The organism is Halomonas sp. V046 (genome assembly GCF_052645355.1).
The window spans coordinates 43,222-63,132 of record NZ_JBQXYF010000021.1 but is presented as its reverse complement, the minus strand read 5'-3'; the positions used below and the strand labels follow the sequence as shown (position 1 = coordinate 63,132).

General features: G+C 58.6%; 21 protein-coding genes, 1 pseudogene and 1 other annotated feature. Of the genes and pseudogenes, 18 read left to right on the top strand and 4 right to left on the bottom strand.

What is annotated here, in order from left to right:
- Positions 1–1,286 precede the first annotated feature (1,286 nt).
- The 10 genes and pseudogenes from ACUN9Y_RS21060 (at position 1,287) to ACUN9Y_RS21015 (ending at position 5,575) form a co-directional block, all read left to right on the top strand.
- On the top strand, positions 1,287–1,529 hold the full coding sequence (locus ACUN9Y_RS21060; protein ID WP_445462701.1) for a hypothetical protein: 243 nt from the start codon (positions 1,287–1,289) through the stop codon (positions 1,527–1,529).
- A 135-nt stretch (positions 1,530–1,664) separates the two neighbouring features.
- Positions 1,665–1,907: a type II toxin-antitoxin system Phd/YefM family antitoxin gene (locus ACUN9Y_RS21055; protein WP_445462700.1), complete on the top strand. Its 243-nt coding sequence runs from the start codon at positions 1,665–1,667 to the stop codon at positions 1,905–1,907.
- Positions 1,907–2,167, top strand: coding sequence for a Txe/YoeB family addiction module toxin (locus ACUN9Y_RS21050; RefSeq protein WP_445462699.1), 261 nt, complete (start codon positions 1,907–1,909; stop codon positions 2,165–2,167). The genes ACUN9Y_RS21055 and ACUN9Y_RS21050 overlap by 1 nt, the downstream gene beginning before the upstream one ends.
- Positions 2,160–2,585 carry an SH3 domain-containing protein gene (locus tag ACUN9Y_RS21045; RefSeq protein ID WP_445462698.1) on the top strand — a complete coding sequence of 142 codons (426 nt, stop codon included), beginning with the start codon at positions 2,160–2,162 and terminating at the stop codon, positions 2,583–2,585. The genes ACUN9Y_RS21050 and ACUN9Y_RS21045 overlap by 8 nt, the downstream gene beginning before the upstream one ends.
- Before the next feature lie 70 nt (positions 2,586–2,655).
- The gene (locus tag ACUN9Y_RS21040) at positions 2,656–2,874 is read left to right on the top strand and encodes an AAA family ATPase (protein ID WP_445462697.1); all 219 of its coding nucleotides are present in this window, start codon (positions 2,656–2,658) and stop codon (positions 2,872–2,874) included.
- Positions 2,875–2,994: 120 nt separating this feature from the next.
- The gene (locus tag ACUN9Y_RS21035; RefSeq protein ID WP_445462696.1) at positions 2,995–3,228 is read left to right on the top strand and encodes a hypothetical protein; all 234 of its coding nucleotides are present in this window, start codon (positions 2,995–2,997) and stop codon (positions 3,226–3,228) included.
- A 147-nt stretch (positions 3,229–3,375) separates the two neighbouring features.
- Positions 3,376–3,957: an NAD(P)H-dependent oxidoreductase gene (locus ACUN9Y_RS21030; RefSeq protein ID WP_445462695.1), complete on the top strand. Its 582-nt coding sequence runs from the start codon at positions 3,376–3,378 to the stop codon at positions 3,955–3,957.
- 134 nt (positions 3,958–4,091) lie between these two features.
- Positions 4,092–4,541 (top strand): DUF2267 domain-containing protein, encoded by a 450-nt coding sequence (locus ACUN9Y_RS21025; protein WP_445462694.1) that lies wholly within the window; start codon positions 4,092–4,094, stop codon positions 4,539–4,541.
- 82 nt (positions 4,542–4,623) lie between these two features.
- Positions 4,624–5,160 (top strand): annotated as a pseudogene (locus ACUN9Y_RS21020) (GNAT family N-acetyltransferase).
- 133 nt (positions 5,161–5,293) lie between these two features.
- A complete protein-coding gene (locus tag ACUN9Y_RS21015; RefSeq protein ID WP_445462693.1) occupies positions 5,294–5,575 on the top strand; it encodes a GFA family protein in 282 nt (93 codons plus the stop codon).
- A gap of 480 nt (positions 5,576–6,055) precedes the next feature.
- Here the strand turns inward: ACUN9Y_RS21015 and ACUN9Y_RS21010 are convergent.
- Together ACUN9Y_RS21010 and ACUN9Y_RS21005 are read right to left on the bottom strand one after the other, a co-directional pair.
- Positions 6,056–7,278 (bottom strand): IS3 family transposase gene (locus tag ACUN9Y_RS21010; RefSeq protein WP_445462692.1). Its coding sequence is split into 2 segments (ribosomal slippage): positions 6,056–6,993 and positions 6,993–7,278, totalling 1,224 coding nucleotides; the frame shifts between segments, so codons are not numbered across the junction.
- Positions 6,884–7,000 (bottom strand) — a sequence feature (AL1L pseudoknot). (Overlaps the previous gene by 117 nt.)
- 182 nt (positions 7,279–7,460) lie before the next feature.
- Positions 7,461–8,447, bottom strand: a complete 987-nt coding sequence (locus tag ACUN9Y_RS21005) for an AEC family transporter (protein WP_445462691.1) — start codon at positions 8,445–8,447, stop codon at positions 7,461–7,463.
- Positions 8,448–8,969: 522 nt separating this feature from the next.
- On the opposite strand from ACUN9Y_RS21005, the gene ACUN9Y_RS21000 reads away from it, so the two are divergent.
- From ACUN9Y_RS21000 to ACUN9Y_RS20990, 3 genes are all read left to right on the top strand, one after another.
- Positions 8,970–9,791 (top strand): alpha/beta fold hydrolase, encoded by an 822-nt coding sequence (locus ACUN9Y_RS21000; RefSeq protein WP_445462690.1) that lies wholly within the window; start codon positions 8,970–8,972, stop codon positions 9,789–9,791.
- Complete coding sequence (locus ACUN9Y_RS20995) at positions 9,788–10,684, top strand: alpha/beta fold hydrolase (RefSeq protein ID WP_445462689.1); 897 nt, start codon at positions 9,788–9,790, stop codon at positions 10,682–10,684. Before ACUN9Y_RS21000 ends, ACUN9Y_RS20995 begins: the two co-directional genes overlap by 4 nt.
- A gap of 78 nt (positions 10,685–10,762) precedes the next feature.
- Complete coding sequence (locus ACUN9Y_RS20990; protein ID WP_445462703.1) at positions 10,763–11,818, top strand: patatin-like phospholipase family protein; 1,056 nt, start codon at positions 10,763–10,765, stop codon at positions 11,816–11,818.
- Here the strand turns inward: ACUN9Y_RS20990 and ACUN9Y_RS20985 are convergent.
- A complete protein-coding gene (locus ACUN9Y_RS20985; RefSeq protein WP_445462688.1) occupies positions 11,815–12,396 on the bottom strand; it encodes a Smr/MutS family protein in 582 nt (193 codons plus the stop codon). The genes ACUN9Y_RS20990 and ACUN9Y_RS20985 overlap by 4 nt on opposite strands.
- 161 nt (positions 12,397–12,557) lie before the next feature.
- On the opposite strand from ACUN9Y_RS20985, the gene prmB reads away from it, so the two are divergent.
- The 5 genes from prmB to phaC all read left to right on the top strand — a co-directional run bounded on the left by prmB (position 12,558) and on the right by phaC (position 18,006).
- Entirely contained in the window at positions 12,558–13,508 is a 951-nt protein-coding gene (gene prmB / locus ACUN9Y_RS20980; RefSeq protein ID WP_445462687.1) for a 50S ribosomal protein L3 N(5)-glutamine methyltransferase, read from the top strand.
- Between the two features lie 93 nt (positions 13,509–13,601).
- Positions 13,602–14,687 carry a chorismate synthase gene (gene aroC, locus ACUN9Y_RS20975; RefSeq protein ID WP_445462686.1) on the top strand — a complete coding sequence of 362 codons (1,086 nt, stop codon included), beginning with the start codon at positions 13,602–13,604 and terminating at the stop codon, positions 14,685–14,687.
- 88 nt (positions 14,688–14,775) lie between these two features.
- On the top strand, positions 14,776–15,159 hold the full coding sequence (locus ACUN9Y_RS20970) for a hypothetical protein (RefSeq protein WP_445462685.1): 384 nt from the start codon (positions 14,776–14,778) through the stop codon (positions 15,157–15,159).
- 370 nt (positions 15,160–15,529) lie between these two features.
- Positions 15,530–16,030 (top strand): phasin family protein, encoded by a 501-nt coding sequence (locus tag ACUN9Y_RS20965; protein ID WP_445462684.1) that lies wholly within the window; start codon positions 15,530–15,532, stop codon positions 16,028–16,030.
- A 140-nt stretch (positions 16,031–16,170) separates the two neighbouring features.
- Positions 16,171–18,006: a class I poly(R)-hydroxyalkanoic acid synthase gene (phaC, locus tag ACUN9Y_RS20960; protein ID WP_445462683.1), complete on the top strand. Its 1,836-nt coding sequence runs from the start codon at positions 16,171–16,173 to the stop codon at positions 18,004–18,006.
- Between the two features lie 350 nt (positions 18,007–18,356).
- On the opposite strand, the gene lnt is transcribed toward phaC, so the two are convergent.
- Complete coding sequence (gene lnt / locus ACUN9Y_RS20955; protein WP_445462682.1) at positions 18,357–19,886, bottom strand: apolipoprotein N-acyltransferase; 1,530 nt, start codon at positions 19,884–19,886, stop codon at positions 18,357–18,359.
- Between the last annotated feature and the right edge of the window lie 25 nt (positions 19,887–19,911).

Sequence of the window (19,911 nt, the reverse complement as noted above, 5' to 3'; positions counted from 1 at the left end):
CGCGATCTACCGTTTCCTGCGCCCGGTGTGCTACCAGAACCTGCCCGAGGGCCTGTTGCCCGAAGCGCTGAAAGACGCCAACCCGGCCGGCGTCAGCCGCCTGATGGACGGCAAGCGCGAGGGCTGAAAAAACGGTAAGTCAGTGATAGCAAGACGCGATCCCCCCATGGCACTGCAGTAGTGCGTGGTGTCGGTAGCGGCTAGGGCCCGGCGATCCCCATCGCCGGGCCCTTTTTTTGGTCGCGTGGACCAATAGCGAGTTGCCGTCCCGCGAGTGGCACCGACGCCTTCACTGCTACCCTTTCACACCGCCCCCTTCCCACCGATCCGTTCACTCTGACCTCTCTACACTGACCCCTCTAATATCGAGAAAACGCAGCGCCCGGTTGACAACGTGTCGGGACACCGACGCGAAAGGGCGCTCCGGCGTCGAGCCCACGGACAAGAAGCGCTATGCTGATTGGCCAAGTGGGGACGTGCTTGACAAGAATAGAGCGCTAGGCCGCCGACCCAGCTGCTGGATATGGGCAGGGGAGGGAGCAGAGGCAGAGGGGCGGGGGAGAGAAGACTGCGACGAGGCGAAGGGAAATAGACGAAAAGAGCGTAACGCGCCTACGCCGGCGTCATTAGTCGATTACTGCGCTGCTCGCCTTCCATCCTTACCCAGCCATCCTTACCCAGCCATCCCTACCCAGCTATCTCCTATTCAAGCAGAGCCGTGCGCCGTATCACCAAGGCTCCACCATCAACTGGACGGCCACATTCAAGGCACCGCCCCGGCGGTAGCGTTGTCTGTGTACATTGCGTACCTGTACATGCATAAGCCGCGGCGTCTCGCCAAATACCGCCGAATGGTGAGTGCTGTCTACATCTTGTGATCCATCCGCTGCGTATTGTATGTGTACAGTGCGCAGCGAATAGGTGTAATGGTGGAAGGCCGGGAGGCGGCGGCACCCCTGATGTCTCCACGACGGCGTTTGTATACGATGTGGGGAGGGCTGCGGAATGGTCCGCCTGAAATGCCACGGTGAGAGGTCGCTTTTTCCGAAAAATAAAAATATTCTATTGTTGGAACAATAGATTGCGTTGGCCATGTGGCGATTATCAGGCAAGATGAATGTTTTTTTTGAGCATGCTCAATTTTTCTATCGGATCTGACGGCGGTTTAGAAAAAATATGAGATTGGTCAGAGAGATGGAAGCGAAGTATGCGGTGTTGACTGTACATAAAACAAGCATGCTCACAATTAAAAATGTTATGTGTCTGGATTCACTGGAGGACGATAGATGGACGACGACGTAGAAATCGAGATGAGTCCTCTGTGCCAGGAGTTAACGGACTCCGGGAAGACAGTGCAGGTCGAGATTTATCGCGGAGAGGAGAAGGGGTGGATTCTCGAAGTGGTAGATGAAGAAGGCACTTCCACCGTCTGGGATGATTTGTTCATGACGGATGCCGATGCTCTGGAAGAAGTGAAATCGACGATACGGGATGAGGGTATCGGTGTGCTGGTAGGTCGTCCCGAGTAAACTGGAACTAAATACACATAACAAGGCCAGGCAGGCGATGCAAAGGACCGCACGCCTGCTGGCGAGCGTTATGGCTCTCCAGAAAATTGACTTTGCGTACGTCTTGGCGTACGCTCTGAGGAAAGGAGATGCCCAATGACTACTCTTAATGCAACAGAAGCCCGTTCTAAGCTATACGCATTGATTGATGAGACAACCGAGAGCCACCAGCCTATTGTAATCACCGGAAAGAGAGGGAATGCGGTTCTCCTAGCGGAGGAGGATTGGCGAGCAATCAATGAAACTCTGCATTTGCTATCTGTCCCCGGTATGCGCGAGTCAATTCGGGAAGGAATGGAGACCGATCTGGGGGAGTGTGATCAGGAGCTAGAGTGGTGATGTGGGACATCTACTACACCAAGCAAGCCCAGAAAGATGCTCGAAAGCTAGCGTCATCAGGACTTAAAGGCAAGGCTCAGGAATTGTTGGAGGTTATTAGAAACAACCCCTATCAGACTCCGCCGCCCTACGAGAAGCTTGTAGGAGATCTATCCGGTGCTTATTCCAGAAGAATCAATATCCAACATAGAATTGTATATCAAGTGCTAGAAAAGCAGCATGCCGTCAAGGTGCTTCGCCTTTGGACTCACTATGAATGAGAGCCATAACAAGGCCAGGCAGGCGATGCAAAGGGCCGCACGCCTGCCGGCGGGCGTTATGTACTTTGGAGAAAATATGGAATTAGTTGCTACTCAAAAGCATGTCTCAGAATATCCTAATCCATTTTATTTGAAGCAAGGCGATAAAGTAGCTCTAGGTGTGATTGATGACGAATATCCCAATTGGATATTTATAACCAGTAATGCAGGTGAGCAGGGGTGGGCTCCAGTTCAATATATCGAAAAGATTGAAGGAAGCTCTGAAGGTATCTTGCTTCAAGACTATGACAATGTTGAGCTCAATACTGTCATCGGTGAAAAACTGTCAGTGCTGTTTGAACTCAACTCTTGGTATCGAGTTTCGAGTTCAACGGGCGAAAAAGGATGGGTACCAGTACACTCGGTACAACGTACATAACAAACTGTTCAAGAGGGATTCGCAACGCGTGGCATTTTTACCATGCGTTAGGTTTAGTGGTTAATGTGGTATGCGGAAGCATTGGTATTGCGTTACTCACACCTTAACAGGGCGTTATATTCAAGATGGAGGTCAATTGAGAAGTCCAGTGTTATACATTTTTTCAGGTCTGCCTGCTTCTGGTAAGTCAACACTTGCTAAGCAGCTAGCTGCTGAAACTCGATCGTCGTATCTGCGTATTGATACAGTAGAGCAAGGGCTAAGAGACCTTTGCAAATTTAAAGTGTAAAGTGAGGGGTATCGTTTAGGTTACCGAATTATCAGGGATAATTTGGAGCTTGGTATCAGCTGTATTTCTGACTCATGTAATCCTATTGAAATTACTCGACGTGAATGGCAAGAGGTTGCTGTGAGCGGAGGTGCCAAGTTTTTTAATATTGAAGTTAGTTGCTCTGATAGTTGTGAGCATGAGTTAAGGGCAAGCGCTCGTCACAATGAAGTTGAAAATTTAAAACATCTTACTTGGCAAGAAGTACAAAATCGCCATTATGACACTTGGAAAACGGATGTAATTAAAATCGATACGGCAGGTAAAAGTATCGAAACATCCTTTGTAGAACTCATTGAAAAGTTAGGTGTGTGAAATTTCATATAATAAACTGTTCAAGAGGGATTCGCAACGCGTGGCATTTTCACTATGCGTTGGTTTAAGTGATTAAGGTGGTATACGTCGGCTTTTGTATTGCGTTACTCACCCCTTGGCAGGGCGTTAGAAACACAAGGAGATGTCGTGAACTGTTTAGTTGTAATTGCGCACCCTTTAGAGCATAGTCTTTGTAAGTTTTTAGCCGAACAAACTATTGCCCATTTGGAAGATAAGGGGTATCAAGTGACCGTTAAAGATCTTTATCAGGAGAGGTTTGATCCCGTACTGAGTGATTTAGAGCGAGGGAGCTATTACCAAGACGAGTTTTATCACAGTCAAGTGAGCAAGGATTTAGATCAGCTTAAACAAGCGGAATCCTTAGTGCTAATATTTCCAACATGGTGGTTTAGTTTCCCGGCCATTTTAAAAGGTTGGTTTGACCGTGTCTGGGCGCCAGGGCATGCATATGAACATGCATCTGATTTTGGTCCTATTAAGCAATGTTTAACGAACCTCAAAGAAATGAAAGTTATAACAACTCTTGGTTCACCTTGGTGGGTAAATACTTTTATTTTGAGAAGCCCTGTAAAAAAAGTACTTAAATTAGCTTTGTTAGGTGCTTGCGCAAAAAACTGTAAATTTAATATGTTAACTTTGTATAAAAGCGAAAGACTCACTGAGTCGAAGGTTAATAAATTTATTGGTGAGATAAAGTCTAGGTTTTAGGCGTTAAGTTCTTCTAAAAAGTCACTCAAAAGGAAAAATAGCAGTTGGTTTTTGCTCCTTCGTCGCTTATTTTAACCAACTATTATTTTCCTCTTGGCGCGACGTTAGGCGTAACGTTGAGGAGGAAATGAGATATGCCGGTGCCACCAGAATATGAACGGGCTTCAGCAAAATTTTATGATTTTCTTGTTGATGCTAGAGATACTGCTGATCTCTGGAGTACGCATGTAACCTACACAATGACACAGGGTGTATTACAAGCTTTTCGTCGAAGACTTTCGACCCAGGACGCCATAGCTTTCGCAAATATTTTACCTATTTGTCTTAGAGCGTTATTTGTCACTGATTGGGATGTTGATGAAGAGAAAAAGCCTTTTGGGAGCCGAGAGGCAATGACAAGAGAGGTTAAATCATTGCGGGAGAAGCATAATTTTTCAATAGAAACAGCAATTCCAGATGTTGCTGAAGCATTACGGCGACACGTTGATGAAGAAGCTTTTGATAAGTTGCTTACACAACTACCAGAAGGGGCTGTTGAATTTTGGACACCACGAGCATTCAAAACGGTGTCGCCTAAAAAGTAACTGCACCGGAAAAATTACTCGCTAGGCTCGTGATTTTCCGGTGAACTGGACGTTGTGCATCACGAAGAAAACGGAACTTTCGATGTTTAAAATAGAGACTAAGCGATTAATTATTAGGGATATGAGCCTGAACGATGAAGGCGCCTTTGTTGCTATGGCTCAGGATGCCAAATATCAGCGTTTCTATGATGAAAGTGATTGTGATCCTAATAAATACAGAAAGTTAACAAGATTGTTCATAGCTCAGGCTTCTGAGGAGCCAAGAAAATCATACCAATTAGCTGTTGAATGTAAGGCGTCAGGAGATTTCATTGGGACAGTTTGTCTACGCCTAGAGGACAATCAGTAAGCTTCAATGGGGTGTGTTTTTTCAAGAGCATCGCAAGGCAATAAGTTGAGCCATGAAGCCGCTTTAGCTTTGGCAGATTTTGGTTTTTCGGAATTGGGGGCTCACCGTATCTATGCGGAGACAGTCAGTAGAAACTTGCCAGCTATTAAGCTCTGCAAGTCTTTAGGTATGCGTCAAGAAGCTCATTTTAGAGAGCATCGCTTTTTCAAAGAACAGTGGTGGGATACAGTGGTTTTGGCAGTCCTTCGAACTGAATGGGGCAAGGCATAACAAAGCACTTAAGAGTGATCCCCAACTCTTGGAATTTTTCGTTCAAGGTTGGGTATTGTGCTTACGGTGGTATGGTTAAGTTTTGTAGTGAGCGCTGCTCACTACTTAACGCGGCGTTAGCCTAGGGGGATTTATGTACCAAGGTAGCTGTCTTTGTGGCGCTGTCACAATAGAAATACATGGCAGGATTGACTCAATCATTCATTGTCACTGTTCCAGGTGTAGGAAGAGTAGTGGCACGGCGTACGCTACGAATGGGTTTATAGCTACTAACGATTTGATTATTAAGGCAGGGGAAGGTTTTATCACTCATTATGAGGCAGCGCTTGGCAAAAGACGGCATTTTTGTAAAAATGTGGATCTCCAATTTACAACAGTAATGAAAATTTTCCAGAGCGATTGCGCCTTAGGTTAGGTGTTTTGGACTCGGATATAATTGAAAGACCAATTTCTCACAATTTCGTCTCATCAAGAGCATGCTGGGATGATATGGATGCAAACTTACCGCGTTATGATGCTAATGAGCCAAGCGTGAGCGTTAATTGCAAGTGAAAGCCACTTGCACCGTATAGCGAGCAGCCATTTTTAAAGTGGGTTAAACGGGAGGCTAGCAATGCTCAAACAAGTGGGCGGAGTTGGGGTTCAACTCAGACATAGGGCTACGTGCCACTGTGGAATGGTGAAGCTCGAACTTGACCTGCCTAATGGACTTGTTGATCCTAAAAAGTGTAATTGTTCCATTTGTGTGCGTAAAGGGGATGTTATGGCCTACGTACCATTGAGTGGTCTACGCATCATTAAAGGTGAAAATCAGCTTAAGCTATATCAGTTCAATACGCGGGTTGCGGAGCACTATTGAACCGCCCCGGCTATCTCGGAGACTTTCTCGTTTGAGTCACGCTGCCTGAGCGGACTCGGTACTTTGTTGATAGTAGAGAGCTTCCGCCTCAGCGGGTGGTATGTTGCCAATCGACTCCAGCAACCGCCGGTGATTGAACCAGTTCACCCATTCCAGTGTGGCCAGTTCCACGGCAGACCGGGTCGGCCATGAGCTGCGATGGATGACCTCGGCCTTGTACAAGCCGTTGATGGTCTCCGCCAGGGCATTGTCATAGGAGTCCCCCACACTGCCTACAGAAGGCTCGATTCCCGCCTCGGCCAGCCGTTCCGTATAGCGAATCGACACATACTGAACACCACGGTCACTATGATGGATAAGGTCGCTGTCATCGCCAGGGCGTCGTTCATGGATGGCCTGCTCCAGGGCATCGAGCACGAACTCTGTGCGTGCCGTGCCGGACACCCGCCAGCCGACGATGCGGCGGGCAAACACATCAAGGACAAAGGCCACGTAAGCGAATCCCTGCCAGGTGCTGACGTAGGTGAAGTCCGAAACCCACAGGGCGTTGGGCCGATCGGCACGAAACTGGCGATTGACCCGGTCCAGGGGGCACGCACTGGCCTTGTCGTTGACCGTGGTCTTGACGGACTTGCCCCGTACCACGCCTTGCAGCCCCAGACGACGCATCAAGCGCTCCACCGTGCAGCGCGTAACCGCAAGGGACTCCCGCTTCAATTGCCGCCAGACCTTGCGGGCGCCATAGACCCGGAAGTTCTCCTCCCAGACACGCTCGATTTCCTGGCACAACCGCTCATCACGTTGTTCACGGCGTGAGCGCCGAGCGGGCTGAGTACGGCGCTGCACATGGGCGTAATAGGTCGATGGAGCAATCGGCAGTACCCGGCAGATCGGCTCGACTCCATGAACCTCACGATGTTCGTCAATGAAGGTCGTCATGACTTGAAGCGGCGGTCGAGCTCCGCCTGGGCAAAATACGCGGAGGCCTTGCGCAGGATCTCATTGGCCTGGCGCAACTCTCGGTTCTCCCGCTCCAGCGCCTTCAGGCGGGCGTGTTCCTCGGTCGTCAGCCCAGCACGTTCGCCAGCATCACGCTCAGCCTGCCGAACCCAGTTGCACAGAGTCTGCGGGGCGCAGCCAAACTTGCCGGCAATTGACTCGATCGCAGCCCACTGCGAGGTGTACTCGTCCTGGTGCTCACGCACCATCCGAACCGCCCGTTCCCTGACTTCGGGTGAGTATTTCTTCGATGTTGTCATCACTCCATCCTCTCAAGAAATGGAGTCTCCGGGAATCCCGGGGCGGTTCAGTACGGTACTTCCCGTTGTCTGTCAGCATCTTTCGGACCTTGGACGGGGCCTTGTCGATCATGCGATGGAAGAGCGCTTCTGCGTCCTTTGTTGAGGGCGGCTAGAGGGTAATGACGCGTGTGAGGGCGATGCTACACCAGCGCCATGGTCTTCAAGACGAGAATGCCGACGCTGATGGTGACAAGGCTTAACAGGGTACTGACGACGATGATGCTGGCCGCCAGGCCTTCGTTGCCGCCCGCGGCCCGGGCCATGACGTAGGCGACGGCGGCGCCGGGGCTTGCGAGAAACAGAAACAGGATGCCGAGTTCGGCGCCGCGAAAGCCCAACGGTACCGCCAGCACAACACCGAGGGCGGGCATGATCACCAGCTTCCAGGCGCTTGCCTCCAACGACAGAAGGCTACTTCGACGCGCCGCTTCGATGCCGAGGCTTCCGCCGATGCAGATCAGGGCCAACGGCAGCGACAGTGAGGCGAGGTAGTCGCCGGAGGTCATCAACCAGTCGGGCAGCGTCACTCCCAGGTAGCTCAGGGGCACGGCCGAGACGATGCCGATGATCAGCGGGTTGGTGGCGACATCCTTGAGTATCGCGCCGGGACGGGAGCTGACCACAGGGCTGTAGATGGCGAGAATCACGGCCGATAGCACCAGGTTGAGGACGATAATCGCACCGGCCATCAGGCCGCCAAGAGAGAGCCCAAGATCGCCGTACATGTTGGCCGCCAGCGCCAGGCCGACGACGCCGCAGTTGCCGCGAAAGGCGCCTTGGACGAAGACGCCGCGATCCTCGCGCGGGCAGCGCTTGAGCGACCATAGCCAGATCAGTATGAAGGCGAGTGCCGAGACGCCAAGATAGAAACCCACCAGGGATAAATTGAAGTCGGTATCGGGATCGGCGCGCAAGATGCTGAGAAACAGCAGTGTCGGCATGGTGGCGCGAAACACCAGCGATGAGGCGGTATTGACGAAGGCCTGGTCGATCCAGCCAAGGCGCTTGAGCAGGGCGCCGATGAAGACCATGGCGAAGACGGGCAGGCTGACTTCGAGGGTGCCGAGAACGATGGCGGTATCGATGACTGGACTCCTTGATGGCGACGGCGGGCCCCTGTACGGCAATCGCGAGCCATGGGGGACTAATAATTAATACTATGTATGATGTTTAAAGTCATCCATGCCGCGATCGCGGGGGCCGGGCGGGGCATCCAGCCGCTTTCAGCACCTTCGTCAAGGATGCATACGGTGCCTTGCCTCGAGGCCTGGCACAAGGATCGGGGCGGCGCAGGCGAGCTCGAGAGGGCGGGCGAAGGGGCGGTGCCACTGTCGGCAACGGTTACGAGGCGCTGCGAAGGCGTTCGTCCTCTTGGCGCGGCGACAGGGTCGCCAGCGCCTCTAGCGCGAGAGCCACAGGCCAACAATCACGGCGACGGCGACCGTGGTGAAGAACACGCGGTTGCGCAGGCGAGTGTCACGGGGCGGCTTGGGGGCTTGGCTCACTCGGTTCTCCTGGGGGCTCTGGCGGTGCTTTTCGTCGGCACTAGCCAATGGTGGACTTGGCGGGCCATGGTAATCCCGTTAGCCTGCTACCGCCAGCCGTGTGCCATGTGCGCCTGGCTTTCCCTTCAGCCGAGTCCGATCACGATGCCAGACACCGCCCTGCCCACCCTGTTGTTCGCCCATGCCAATGGCTTCCCTGGGCGCAGTTATCAAAGCCTGCTGGCGCCGCTGGAGGATCGCTTTCGTGTCCAGCGTGTCGATCGCCTCGGCCACCACCCTGATTTCCCCGTGGGCCACAACTGGCTGGCATTGCGCGATGAATTGCTCAATGACATGCAGGCATTCGCGCGGCCGGTCATCGGTGTCGGCCACTCCATGGGGGGGGTGGTGATGGCGATGGCGGCACAACAGGCCCCGCAGCATTTTCGCGGTGTGATCATGCTCGACCCGCCGTTGATGCTGGGCATCGACGCGCTGGCCATGCGTGCCAGCAAATGGCTGGGCTTCGTCGATAGGGTCACGCCGGCGGGCAAGACCAAGGGCCGCCGCACCCGCTGGGACAGTCGCGAGGCGATGCGTGCGCAGCTCAGGCGCAAGGGGCTGTTTCGCGGCTTCACCGATGCGGCGCTGGATGACTACATCGAGGGCGGGAGCCAGGTGCTGGAAGATGGCAGTGTGGTGCTGTCCTATGACCCTGAGATCGAGGTCGAGATCTTCCGTCACCTGCCGCACCACCTGGACCGCCTGCCTCGGGAGGTGCGGGTGCCGCTGGGCGTGATCGCCGGTGAATCGTCGGACTTGCTCACGGCGGCCCGCTGCAAACGCCTGTCCCGCCGCGGGGTGGCGCTGTCACGAGTTCCCGGAAGCCACATGTTCCCGATGGAGCATCCCGAGGAAACACGTATTGCCCTTGTGAGCATGATTGAGACGTTGATGCCGGCGCCGGCTGGGGAGGCTGCCCGATGAGCGAGGTCGATCTCGAGCCCCAACCGGTCAGCCTGGCCGATGGGCGCCTGGCCGGGCTCGCCTGGGGGCGAGCGGATGCGCCGACCTGGCTGGCGCTGCACGGCTGGCTCGATAATGCGGCCAGTTACACGCGGTTGGCGCCGCGACTGGTTGCCGCGCTGGACATTCGCCTGGTGGCGATCGACTTCGCCGGCCACGGTGAGTCTGCGCCCTTGCCTGGGCGACACGACTATGCGTTGTGGGACTACTGCCATGACCTGCTCGATGCGCTCGATGCGTTGGGGCTTGAGCGGGCACCGGTGCTGGCGCACTCCCTCGGTGCCGGGGTCGCCTGCCTGGTAGCGGGAGCGCTGACGGAGCGCGTCGAACGCCTGGTGCTGATCGATGGTCTCGGTTCGGTCACTTCCAGCGTCGAGGAAACGCCACGACAGCTTGGCAAGGCACTCAGGTCACATCGCCGGCGGATCTCCTCGCCACCGCGCTATGCCGATCTGGACAGTGCCGTGGCGGCGCGGGTGGCCGGTGGAGCGACTCCGGTCGATGCCGAGACGGTGCGCGATATCGTGGCGCGGAACCTTGTTCCCTGCCAGTCGGAAGGTGTGGCCCTGCGCACCGACCCACGCCTCAAGCGCCCTTCGCCGGTGCGTTTGACCCCTGACCAGGTCGAGGCGGTGCTCGGCGCGATTACCTGCGCGGTACTGCTGATCGAGGGGGAAAGCGGCATTCTGGGCGAGCGTGATCCGGCAGTACGCGCGCGGCGCGCGGTGACGCGGCTCACTCGGCGTGTGCTGCCGGGTGGCCATCATCTGCATGCGTCACCCGCTCATGTGGCGGCAGTCGCCACGGCTATCGTCGAGTTCGAGAACGCCTCCCGAGAGGCGACCTTGGGCTAGCCTGATGACCTTGGGCTAGCCTGATAGAGGAGAGCTCCGCCTGGACCGGGCGAGCTAGCCAGGAGGATGGCTGCCATGATGGCGCAACGACACGACTGTCCCGCAGGGGTGTCCGGCAAGCGTATCGCCTTGACGCTGGGCAGTGGAGGCGCCCGCGGTTACGCACACGTCGGCGTGATTCAGGAGTTGCTGGCTCGGAACTACGAGATTGCAGCCATTTCGGGCTGTTCCATGGGGGCCTTGATCGGCGGTATCTATGCGGCAGGCAAGCTTGACCCCTATCGCGAGTGGGTCGAGGAGCTGGGCTCGTTCGGCGTACTCCGGCTGCTCGATGTGACCTTCGGCACCATGGGTGCCATGCAGGGAAAGAAGGTCATGGGCAAGATCGAATCCTTTATCGGCGATATCAACATCGAAGACCTGCCGATCCCCTTTACCGCTGTCGCCACCGACCTGATCCGCCAGCGAGAGGTGTGGTTCCAGCGCGGTTCGCTGCTCAAGGCGATCCGTGCCTCCATCGCCATTCCCGGGGTGTTCACGCCGGTGGAGGATGGGCCGCGGCTGCTGGTCGATGGCGGCTTGCTCAATCCCTTGCCGATCATCTCGACGGTGTCGGTGCACGCCGACCTGGTGATGGCGGTCAACGTCACCGCCAACAGCCCCAGCCTGGTCACTCTGGAAGAGCTGTTGCCGGAAACCTGCGTGAGCTGTGATGAAGGACGAGAGCAGGCGCTCGCGGAAGCGTCGTCGGTGGCGCTATGGGAGCGTCGTTGGCGCGACCGTCGTGGCGCCAGTGCTCACAAGGATGCCACTCGGCGCTTGCTCGAGTCAGCGGGAACTGAGGCCGAGGCGGATCGCGTCGAGCGTGGCACCGCGGCGCTGGGCAAGAAGGAGTGGGGCCGGCTGGCGATGATTCTGACATCGTTTGACATCACCCAGGCCGCGCTGGCGCGCTACAAGGAGGCCGGGTACCCGCCGGACATTCTGGTGGAAGTACCGAAAACCGTGTGCGGTTCCTTCGAGTTTCACCGTGCTCGCGAGCTGATTCGCCTGGGGCGCCACCTGACCTGTCAGGCGCTGGATCGCATCGAGAGCTGTGGCATCGTCGAGCAGACCGAGAGGCCGGTGGGCTAGGGGGTCCGGCCCCGGCGCCTGAGCAGCACGTAGACGGCACCGGTGCCGCCCTCGGCATCGGTGGCCGAGCAGAACGCCAGCACACTGGGCCACTCCCGGAGCCAGGTATTCACGTGGCTCTTGATCACCGGATAGTCCGCCGTGGCTCCCCAGGCCTTGCCGTGTACGACGATGACGCAGCGTTGGCCGGCGAGAAGGGCATCGCGCAGGAAGCTCTCCAGCTCCTGGCGAGCTTGTTCGAGGGTATAGCCGTGCAGGTCGAGGCCGCCTTCCCAGCTGATCTGGCCGCGCTTCAATTGGCTGCGGGTGCGATAGGGCAGGTCAGGCAGCGCGAAGTCGAGGTACTCGGACGGTCGTACCGGCTCTACGCGACCATCGGAGGTGCGCCCGGCGGCGACCTCGTCACCGGCGCTGACCGCCGCGGCCCGACGTGCGGCGGCGGCGTCGAGGCTGGCCCTGCCCTGCGCAGGCTTGCCAGTATCGGCACGGTTACTGGAGATACGCCGCACGCCGGCCTGCTGTAGTGCCTGGCGAAAGGCACTGATCTCGTCATCGGGCGGCGGCTGGCGGTCACTCATGATGGCCTCGGGTTAGGTTGAATGCTGCACAGTATACCGTGGCAGCCGTGGCAGTGAACCGCTGCCACGGATACAATCTCAGCGGTGGCCGGCCGCGCCCTGCCACGGTGTCTTCATGGCGATTACCGCCCGACTCATGCTCCGACCGACAGGATGTTCCCTTGGCCGACTTCCGCTCTTCCGCCTCGACCCTGGTGCTCGACGATCACAGCCTCGCCGACGGCCTGATCACCCTTCGCGACTGTCTGCGCTGGGCGGCGAGCGAGTTTCACCTGGCTGGCTTGACCTACAGTCACGGCACCACCTCCGCCTGGGACGAAGCCGTGGCGCTGACGCTCGGTGCGCTGCACCTGCCATGGGACGTGGATCCCGGCGTTCAGGAAGCCCGCCTGTTGCCCATGGAACGTGAGCGCATCGTGGCGCTGGTCAGGGCTCGGATCACCGATCGGCGCCCCTTGCCGTACCTGCTGGGCGAGGCCTTCTTCGCGGGACTGACCTTCGCCGTGGACGAACGGGTGTTGATCCCGCGCTCGCCGATTGCCGAGCTGATCGAGGACGGTTTTCAGGCCTGGTTCCCGGAGGAGCCCCCGGCGCGGGTGCTGGACCTGTGCACCGGCTCGGGCTGTATCGGCATCGCCAGCGCACATTACCTGGCAACGACCGAGGTGGATCTTTCCGATATCAGTGCCGAGGCCCTGGCCGTGACCCGCGCCAACATCAACCGACACGATGTTGGGCGCCGGGTCAGGGCAGTCGAGTCCGATGTCTTCGATGGACTCGTCGGACAGCGCTATGACCTCATCGTCTCCAACCCGCCTTACGTCGATGCACGAGATCTGACGATCATGCCTGACGAGTTTCGCCACGAGCCGGCGCTGGCCCTGGGCGCTGGCACCGATGGCCTGGATATCGTGCGCCGAATCCTGCGCGAAGCGCGCGATCACCTCACCGACCATGGGGTGTTGATTGTCGAGGTCGGCAACTCCGATCATCACCTGGAGGCCGCCTTCCCCGGGGTGCCATTCCTGTGGCTGGAGTTCGAGCGTGGTGGCCAGGGGGTCTTTGCCTTGACCGCCGAGGAACTCGAGGCCCACGCGGCATCGTTCCACTGAGCCGTAGCCGCCAGCCGCTCGATCAACCACACACCCTATCCGTAACAAGATGACGCCGGGTGCGTGCATCTTCCCCTGTTTTGAGGAGCGCCCATGTCAGGCAACACCTTCGGCAAGCTGTTTACCGTCACCACCTTCGGCGAGAGCCATGGCTTGGCCCTCGGCGCCATCGTCGATGGCTGCCCACCGGGGCTCGAACTCTGCGAGGCGGATCTGCAAGAGGACCTGGATCGCCGTCGTCCCGGGACCTCGCGCCATACGACCCAACGCCGCGAGCCCGATCAGGTCAAGATTCTTTCCGGGGTGTTTGAGGGTGTGACCACGGGAACCTCGATTGGCCTCGTGATCGAGAACACCGATCAGCGCTCCAAGGACTACGGCAAGATCAAGGACCAGTTTCGCCCCGCCCACGCCGACTATACCTACCACCACAAGTACGGCGTCCGCGACTACCGCGGCGGAGGCCGTTCCAGCGCGCGGGAGACCGCCATGCGCGTCGCCGCCGGGGCGATCGCCAAGAAGTACCTGGCGAGCCACGGCATCCAGGTGCGCGGCTACATGAGCCAGCTCGGTGAGCTCGCCATCGAGTTTCGCGATTGGGCGTCGGTGGGGCAGAACCCGTTCTTCTGCCCTGACCCCGAGCGGGTGCCGGAGCTGGAGGCTTACATGGACCGGCTGCGTCGCGATCAGGACTCGGTCGGTGCCAAGATTACCGTGACCGCCGAGGGCCTGCCGCCTGGCTTGGGGGAGCCGGTCTTCGATCGCCTCGATGCCGACTTGGCCCATGGTCTGATGAGCATCAACGCGGTCAAGGGCGTAGAAATCGGTGATGGCTTCGCGTCGGTGGCCCAGCGTGGGAGTGAGCACCGCGACGAGATGACCCCCGAGGGGTTTTTGTCCAACCACGCCGGTGGCGTGTTGGGGGGGATTTCCAGTGGCCAGACCCTGGTCGCCCATCTGGCGTTGAAGCCGACCTCGAGCATTACCATTCCCGGGCGTTCCATCGATGTGGCGGGCAACCCGGTCGAGATCGTGACCAAGGGGCGTCATGACCCTTGCGTTGGTATTCGCGCGACGCCGATTGCCGAGGCCATGATGGCCTTGACGCTCATGGACCACTTGATGCGCCACCGAGCCCAGAACGTTGACGTGAGCGTGGCAACACCACGGCTTCGCTGAATCGCGGATCGTCAAACGACTGCTACACTCATTTCATTGTTTCTCGCCACACCGCTGTGTGGCGAGAAGGAAGCGACAAGAGGCTGCCATGAAGATCAACGTCGAGTTTGACCTGAGCCCGGAGGAGTTTCGCCAAGCCTTGGGGCTGCCCAATATCGAGGCGTTCCAGCAGGACCTGCTGGACCGCATTCAGCGCCAGATGGAAACCGGGGTCGAGGGCTATGATCCGATGAGCCTGATGCAGCCCTTCTTGCAGCAGCCGGCCCTTCAGCAGGGCTTGTCCCAGGGACTCGCCAGCTTCGGCAACTATCAGAAGATGATGTTGGATATGCTCACTCAGGCCGCCAGCAAGGCCCGCAGCGACGACGGCGGTGCGCGTGAGAAAGACGAGGCGGCCCAGGATTCGACGCCGCGACGCAAGGGGACTGCCAGTGCCAACTCGCGCGCGAGCAAGGGGCGTCAGGCAAAGTGAGGGCACGGTCCCTTGGCTGATGGTCCGTGACGCCCTGCGAGGAGGATCTGTATTGCCGAATCGCGCAGATAGGGTCGGTGTCATGGCGTTGTCACCATGTGTGTGCCAGACTGGTTTTTGTGCACCGCAGCACGCCGGGTTCGTTGGTTGCTAGACGCCAGGTTTGATAGTGGTTAGACGACAGGTTTGGTAGTGGTTAGACGACGGGTTCGTAGGTAGCTTGGCGGCGGGGTTCGTGGCGGATACGCGAACACGCGTCGTCATGCGCTCCAGGCGATGAGGCTCTGGCCATGATAGCGGTCAACGCCTGACAGGTAGGCTCGCGGTACCTTGCTAGAGTGATTGCCACGTCTTCCAGGAGGAAACGGCTATGCAAGACAAGATGTTCGACAACTTCAACGAGCAGACTCGCCAGTTTTTCGAGCCGATGCGCAAGCTCAACTCCCTGATGCTGGACAATATGGAGAAGATGTCTCAGTACCAGATGGAGTCGATGAAGCGCTATAGCCAGCTCGGAACCGAGCGCATGCGTGATGCGACCGAGATCTCGGACTCCGAAGGCCTGCGCGATTTCTCCACTCGCCAGGCCGACATGCTCAACGAGCTATCTTCCCAGATGCTCGAAGACGCTCGCGCCATGAGCGAGATGAGCCTCGAGTTCAAGGGCGAGCTCGAGGCGTTGTTCGCCGAGTCCGGCCAGCAGTTGGCGGACCAGGCGAGCAAGGCGACCGAGCAAGCCACCCAGGCGACCCAAGAGGCTGCCCAGCGTGTGACCAAGGCCGCCGAGCAGGCGTCCGGGCCAGCCACTGAGGCCACCAAGCCCGCCGGAGGCGCCGCCAAGGCCTCCAGCAGCTCGACCCGCAAGCGCTAGAAAACGACAACAGGAATCGGCACGACAACGCTCCTGGGGGGCGTTGTCGTGTTCGTGATGCTGGAAACCGGTGGGTGACGTGGATGCGGTTCATGGTCTGAGCGCCCGCCCTTTGCATGTGCAGGTGACAGGAGATGGCAATGTCGTCAGGCAATGGTTCTTCGGCGCCGGACCAGGCGGAAGAGTGGGGCAATCAGCTCTCAGTGATCGGTGAGCAGTATCAGGCCCTGATGGAGGACATGCTGTCACGCATGGTTCCGAACGATGCCGCCGATTCGGTGATGGAGGACATGCGCGCAAGCTTTCAGGCTGGCGCCGAGTCCTTGATGCGCAATCCGACGCTGCTGTGGGAGACGCAATCCCGCTTGATGCAGGACCAGATGCATCTGTGGCAGCAGGCCCTGCAAGCGGCCTCGGGCCAGTCCCTGGAGCCACTGGTGTCACCGCCGAAGGGGGACAAGCGGTTCAAGGACGAGGCCTGGACCAGCGAACCCGCCTACAACACCATCATGCAGCAGTACTTGATGTTTTCCCGGGTGGTGGAAGACCTGGTCGATCGGCTCGAGGGAATGGCGCCGGGGGAAAAACGCAACCTGAGCTTCTATGCGCGGCAGATGGTCAACGCCATGTCGCCGACCAACTTCGCCTCGACCAACCCCGAAGTCATGCGTCGGACCCTCGAGACCAAGGGACAGAACCTGGTGGAAGGGCTGGCTCGGTTGCGCGAGGATCTGGCCAATTCCGCCGATGGTCTCAACGTTTCGATGACCGATCGTAGTGCCTTTGAGATCGGTCGTAACATCGCCGTGACGCCGGGTTCGGTGGTCATGGAAAACGAAGTCATGCAGCTGATCCAGTACACGCCGAGCACCGAGACGGTGTTCAAGACCCCGCTGCTGATCGTGCCACCCTGGATCAACAAGTACTACGTGCTCGACCTGCGCCCGGAGAACTCTCTGGTCAAGTGGTTGGTGGACCAGGGGCATACGGTGTTCTTGATTTCCTGGCGTAACCCAGGCCCCGCGCAGCGTGACGTGACCTGGGCCGACTACATGCAGCTCGGCCCGATCGCGGCGCTGGATGGCATCGAGCAGGCGACGGGGGAGAAATCCGCCAACTTCCTGTCCTACTGCATCGGCGGCACCCTGACGGCGTCTACCGTTGCCTATCTGACCAGTACTCGCCGTGGGCGCAAGGTCAAGTCGGTGACCTACATGGCGACGCTGCAGGACTTCCGCGACCCGGGCGAGATCGGCGTCTTCCTGAGCGAGCCGGTGTTGCAGGGCATCGAGGCCAAACTCGAACAGGACGGCTACCTCGATGGGCGGGTGATGGCGTATTCCTTCAACCTGCTGCGTGAAAATGACCTGTTCTGGTCGTTCTACGTCAACAACTACCTGAAGGGCGAAGCGCCATCCGCCTTCGATCTGCTGTACTGGAACACCGACGGCACTAACCTGGTGGCGGGCACTCACGGTTGGTACCTCCGCCATCTGTATCAGGAGAATCGTCTGGTCGAGCCCGGCGGTATCGAGCTCGATGACGTCAAGATCGACCTGCGCAAGGTCTCGGCGCCGAGCTACTTTATCGCGACCCGCGAAGACCACATCGCCAAGTGGAACAGCAGCTATTATGGTGCGCTGTTGCCCAAGGGGCCGGTGACGTTCGTGCTCGGAGGCTCTGGTCATATTGCCGGAGTCGTCAACCCGCCACACAAGAACAAGTACGGTTACTGGACCAATGACGAACTGCCCGACAGCCACGAGGCCTGGCTGGATGGCGCCGAGGCCCATGAAGGCTCCTGGTGGCCTCATTGGCAGCAGTGGTTGACCGCCAACGGCTACGCCGATGCCGAGAAGATGGTCGAGGCGAGGGAGCCCGGCGGTGGTCAGCTTGAATTGCTGGAGCCGGCGCCTGGGCGCTACGTCAGAACGTCTATACCCGAGGTGCTGGGAGAGGACGCGAGCCACAGCTAGCGCCGGCGAGCTTGAGATAACGCTTGAAATGGCGCTTGAAATAGAGCTTTAGATAGCACTTGAGATAGCGTTTGAGAGAACTCGCCGCAGGAAAGCGCAGTAACACCCCAACCCCCCGAGGCATCTTGCTAAGGGGGTTGTTGGTTGTGGCTCTGGCAAGCTCCCTCTGGCAAGTTCCTTGAGCCACGCCCTGTAGGGCAAGGCCCCTGGAGGGCAAGGCCCCTGGAGGGCAAGGCCCCTCCGCCCTGGGATGACCAGGGGGCAAGGGCCGCGGTGCTATGTTGTTGACAGCGCAGCGCTGCGAGGGTGTTGACAGCGTAGCGCTGCGGGGGGGGGGGGCAGCGTGGCGCCTAGCGCTGCGGGCTACGCCCGACGCGCCTCCCTCCGGCCACGACCATCAGCCCCGCCAGCAGCCATACCGGCCAGCTTCCCGTTCGGGTGAAAGGGGTCATGCCTTGCATGGCCTGGACGTCGCCGTCCAGGCGCAGGGTTTCGAATTGAGGCAGCTGTTTCAGCACCTGGCCTTGGGCATCGATGATGGCGGTGACGCCATTGCTTGTCGCCCGGATGACGTAGCGGCCGTTCTCCAGGGCGCGCAGTCTTGCCATGGCGAGATGCTGATGCGGACCGATGGAATTACCGAACCAGCTATCGTTGGACAGGGTCAGCAGGATGTCGGAGTCTCGCGCCCGCTCGGCCACCAGATCGGCGTAGATGATCTCGTAGCAGATGGCGTTACCGAAGCGATAGCCTGCGGCCTCGAGGGGTGGCTGGTCCTCGTCACCGGGTGTCATGGCCGGCATCGGCAGGTCGAAGAAGGCGATGGCGCCGCGCAGCAGGCTCTCCAGCGGCAGGTATTCGCCGAAGGGCACCAGGTGGGCCTTGCGATAGTGGCCGGAGGCATTGCCAAGCCCGACCACGGCATTGAAAAACTGCCCGCTGTCGTCGCGCTGCAGAATGCCGGTGATCAGTGCCGTGTCTGGTGACAGGGCGGCCTGAGCACGGGCCAGGATGGGTTCGGCCTGGTCTTCGAACATCGGCAGTGCGGCCTCGGGCCAGATCACCAGGTCCGGTGTCTGGGGCTCGCTGGCGGCGCCGCCCTGGCCCGTGTCGTCGCCGCTGGCGGGCCTGGCGCCAAGCTCGGCGGTCATGCCGAGATAGGTATTGACCGCCTGGCGCTGGCCTTCCGGGGTCCACTTGATCAACTGGGGCAGATTGCCTTGTAGCAGGCTGACCGTGAGTGGCTCACCGGTGGGGCGGGTCCACTGGCTCGGCAGCAGCAGCGGAATCAGCCACAGCGCCGCCAAAGGCGCGAGCGCCAGCCAGCGGCGATGCAGGGCTTCGACGGCCAAGGCACCGCTCAGGGCGGTAACCAGCGATAGGCCATAGACACCGATCACCGGCGCCCAGGGGGCGAGCGGTGAGTCGATCTGGGTACTGCCGAGCAACAGCCAGGGAAACCCCGTGAACAGCCAAGTGCGGATCCACTCCATCAGTACCCAGGCGCCGGCAAAGGTCAGAACGCGATAGCGTGGGCCGACGAAGCGGCGATACAGGCCAAAGGGAACGGCCATGAACAGGGCCATGCTGGCAACGAACAAGGCGGTCAGGAAGACCGCCAGCGGCATGCTGGTGTAGCCGTAGTCGTGGATCGAGACATAGACCCAGGAGGTGCCGGTGCCGAACATGCCAAGGCCATAGCACCAGCCACGAAGTGCCGCTTGCTTGCCGGTCTGGCGTGACAGGCCGGCGTAGAACAGGCCGGCCGCGATGGGCGCTAGCCACCACAGGGAGAAGGGGGCGGCACTCAGGGTGGTCAAGGCTCCGGCGATCAGGGCGGCGACATAGCCTGCCCTGGTGCCGAGCAGTCGCTCAAGCATGTCTTCCTTCCTTGGTCGGGGTGCC

Bases quoted from the DNA above. Each gene is read 5' to 3' on its own strand.
- ACUN9Y_RS21050 (WP_445462699.1), top strand. From the start codon at position 1,907: ATGTGGGACATCTACTACACCAAGCAAGCCCAGAAAGATGCTCGAAAG.
- ACUN9Y_RS21045 (WP_445462698.1), top strand. From the start codon at position 2,160: ATGAATGAGAGCCATAACAAGGCCAGGCAGGCGATGCAAAGGGCCGCA.
- ACUN9Y_RS20970 (WP_445462685.1), top strand. From the start codon at position 14,776: ATGAAGATCAACGTCGAGTTTGACCTGAGCCCGGAGGAGTTTCGCCAA.
- ACUN9Y_RS21000 (WP_445462690.1), top strand. From the start codon at position 8,970: ATGCCAGACACCGCCCTGCCCACCCTGTTGTTCGCCCATGCCAATGGC.
- lnt (WP_445462682.1), bottom strand. From the start codon at position 19,886: ATGCTTGAGCGACTGCTCGGCACCAGGGCAGGCTATGTCGCCGCCCTG.
- ACUN9Y_RS20965 (WP_445462684.1), top strand. From the start codon at position 15,530: ATGCAAGACAAGATGTTCGACAACTTCAACGAGCAGACTCGCCAGTTT.
- ACUN9Y_RS21025 (WP_445462694.1), top strand. From the start codon at position 4,092: ATGCCGGTGCCACCAGAATATGAACGGGCTTCAGCAAAATTTTATGAT.
- ACUN9Y_RS21015 (WP_445462693.1), top strand. From the start codon at position 5,294: ATGTACCAAGGTAGCTGTCTTTGTGGCGCTGTCACAATAGAAATACAT.
- phaC (WP_445462683.1), top strand. From the start codon at position 16,171: ATGTCGTCAGGCAATGGTTCTTCGGCGCCGGACCAGGCGGAAGAGTGG.
- aroC (WP_445462686.1), top strand. From the start codon at position 13,602: ATGTCAGGCAACACCTTCGGCAAGCTGTTTACCGTCACCACCTTCGGC.
- ACUN9Y_RS21055 (WP_445462700.1), top strand. From the start codon at position 1,665: ATGACTACTCTTAATGCAACAGAAGCCCGTTCTAAGCTATACGCATTG.
- ACUN9Y_RS21040 (WP_445462697.1), top strand. From the start codon at position 2,656: ATGCGGAAGCATTGGTATTGCGTTACTCACACCTTAACAGGGCGTTAT.
- ACUN9Y_RS20985 (WP_445462688.1), bottom strand. From the start codon at position 12,396: ATGAGTGACCGCCAGCCGCCGCCCGATGACGAGATCAGTGCCTTTCGC.
- ACUN9Y_RS20990 (WP_445462703.1), top strand. From the start codon at position 10,763: ATGGCGCAACGACACGACTGTCCCGCAGGGGTGTCCGGCAAGCGTATC.
- ACUN9Y_RS21060 (WP_445462701.1), top strand. From the start codon at position 1,287: ATGGACGACGACGTAGAAATCGAGATGAGTCCTCTGTGCCAGGAGTTA.
- ACUN9Y_RS20995 (WP_445462689.1), top strand. From the start codon at position 9,788: ATGAGCGAGGTCGATCTCGAGCCCCAACCGGTCAGCCTGGCCGATGGG.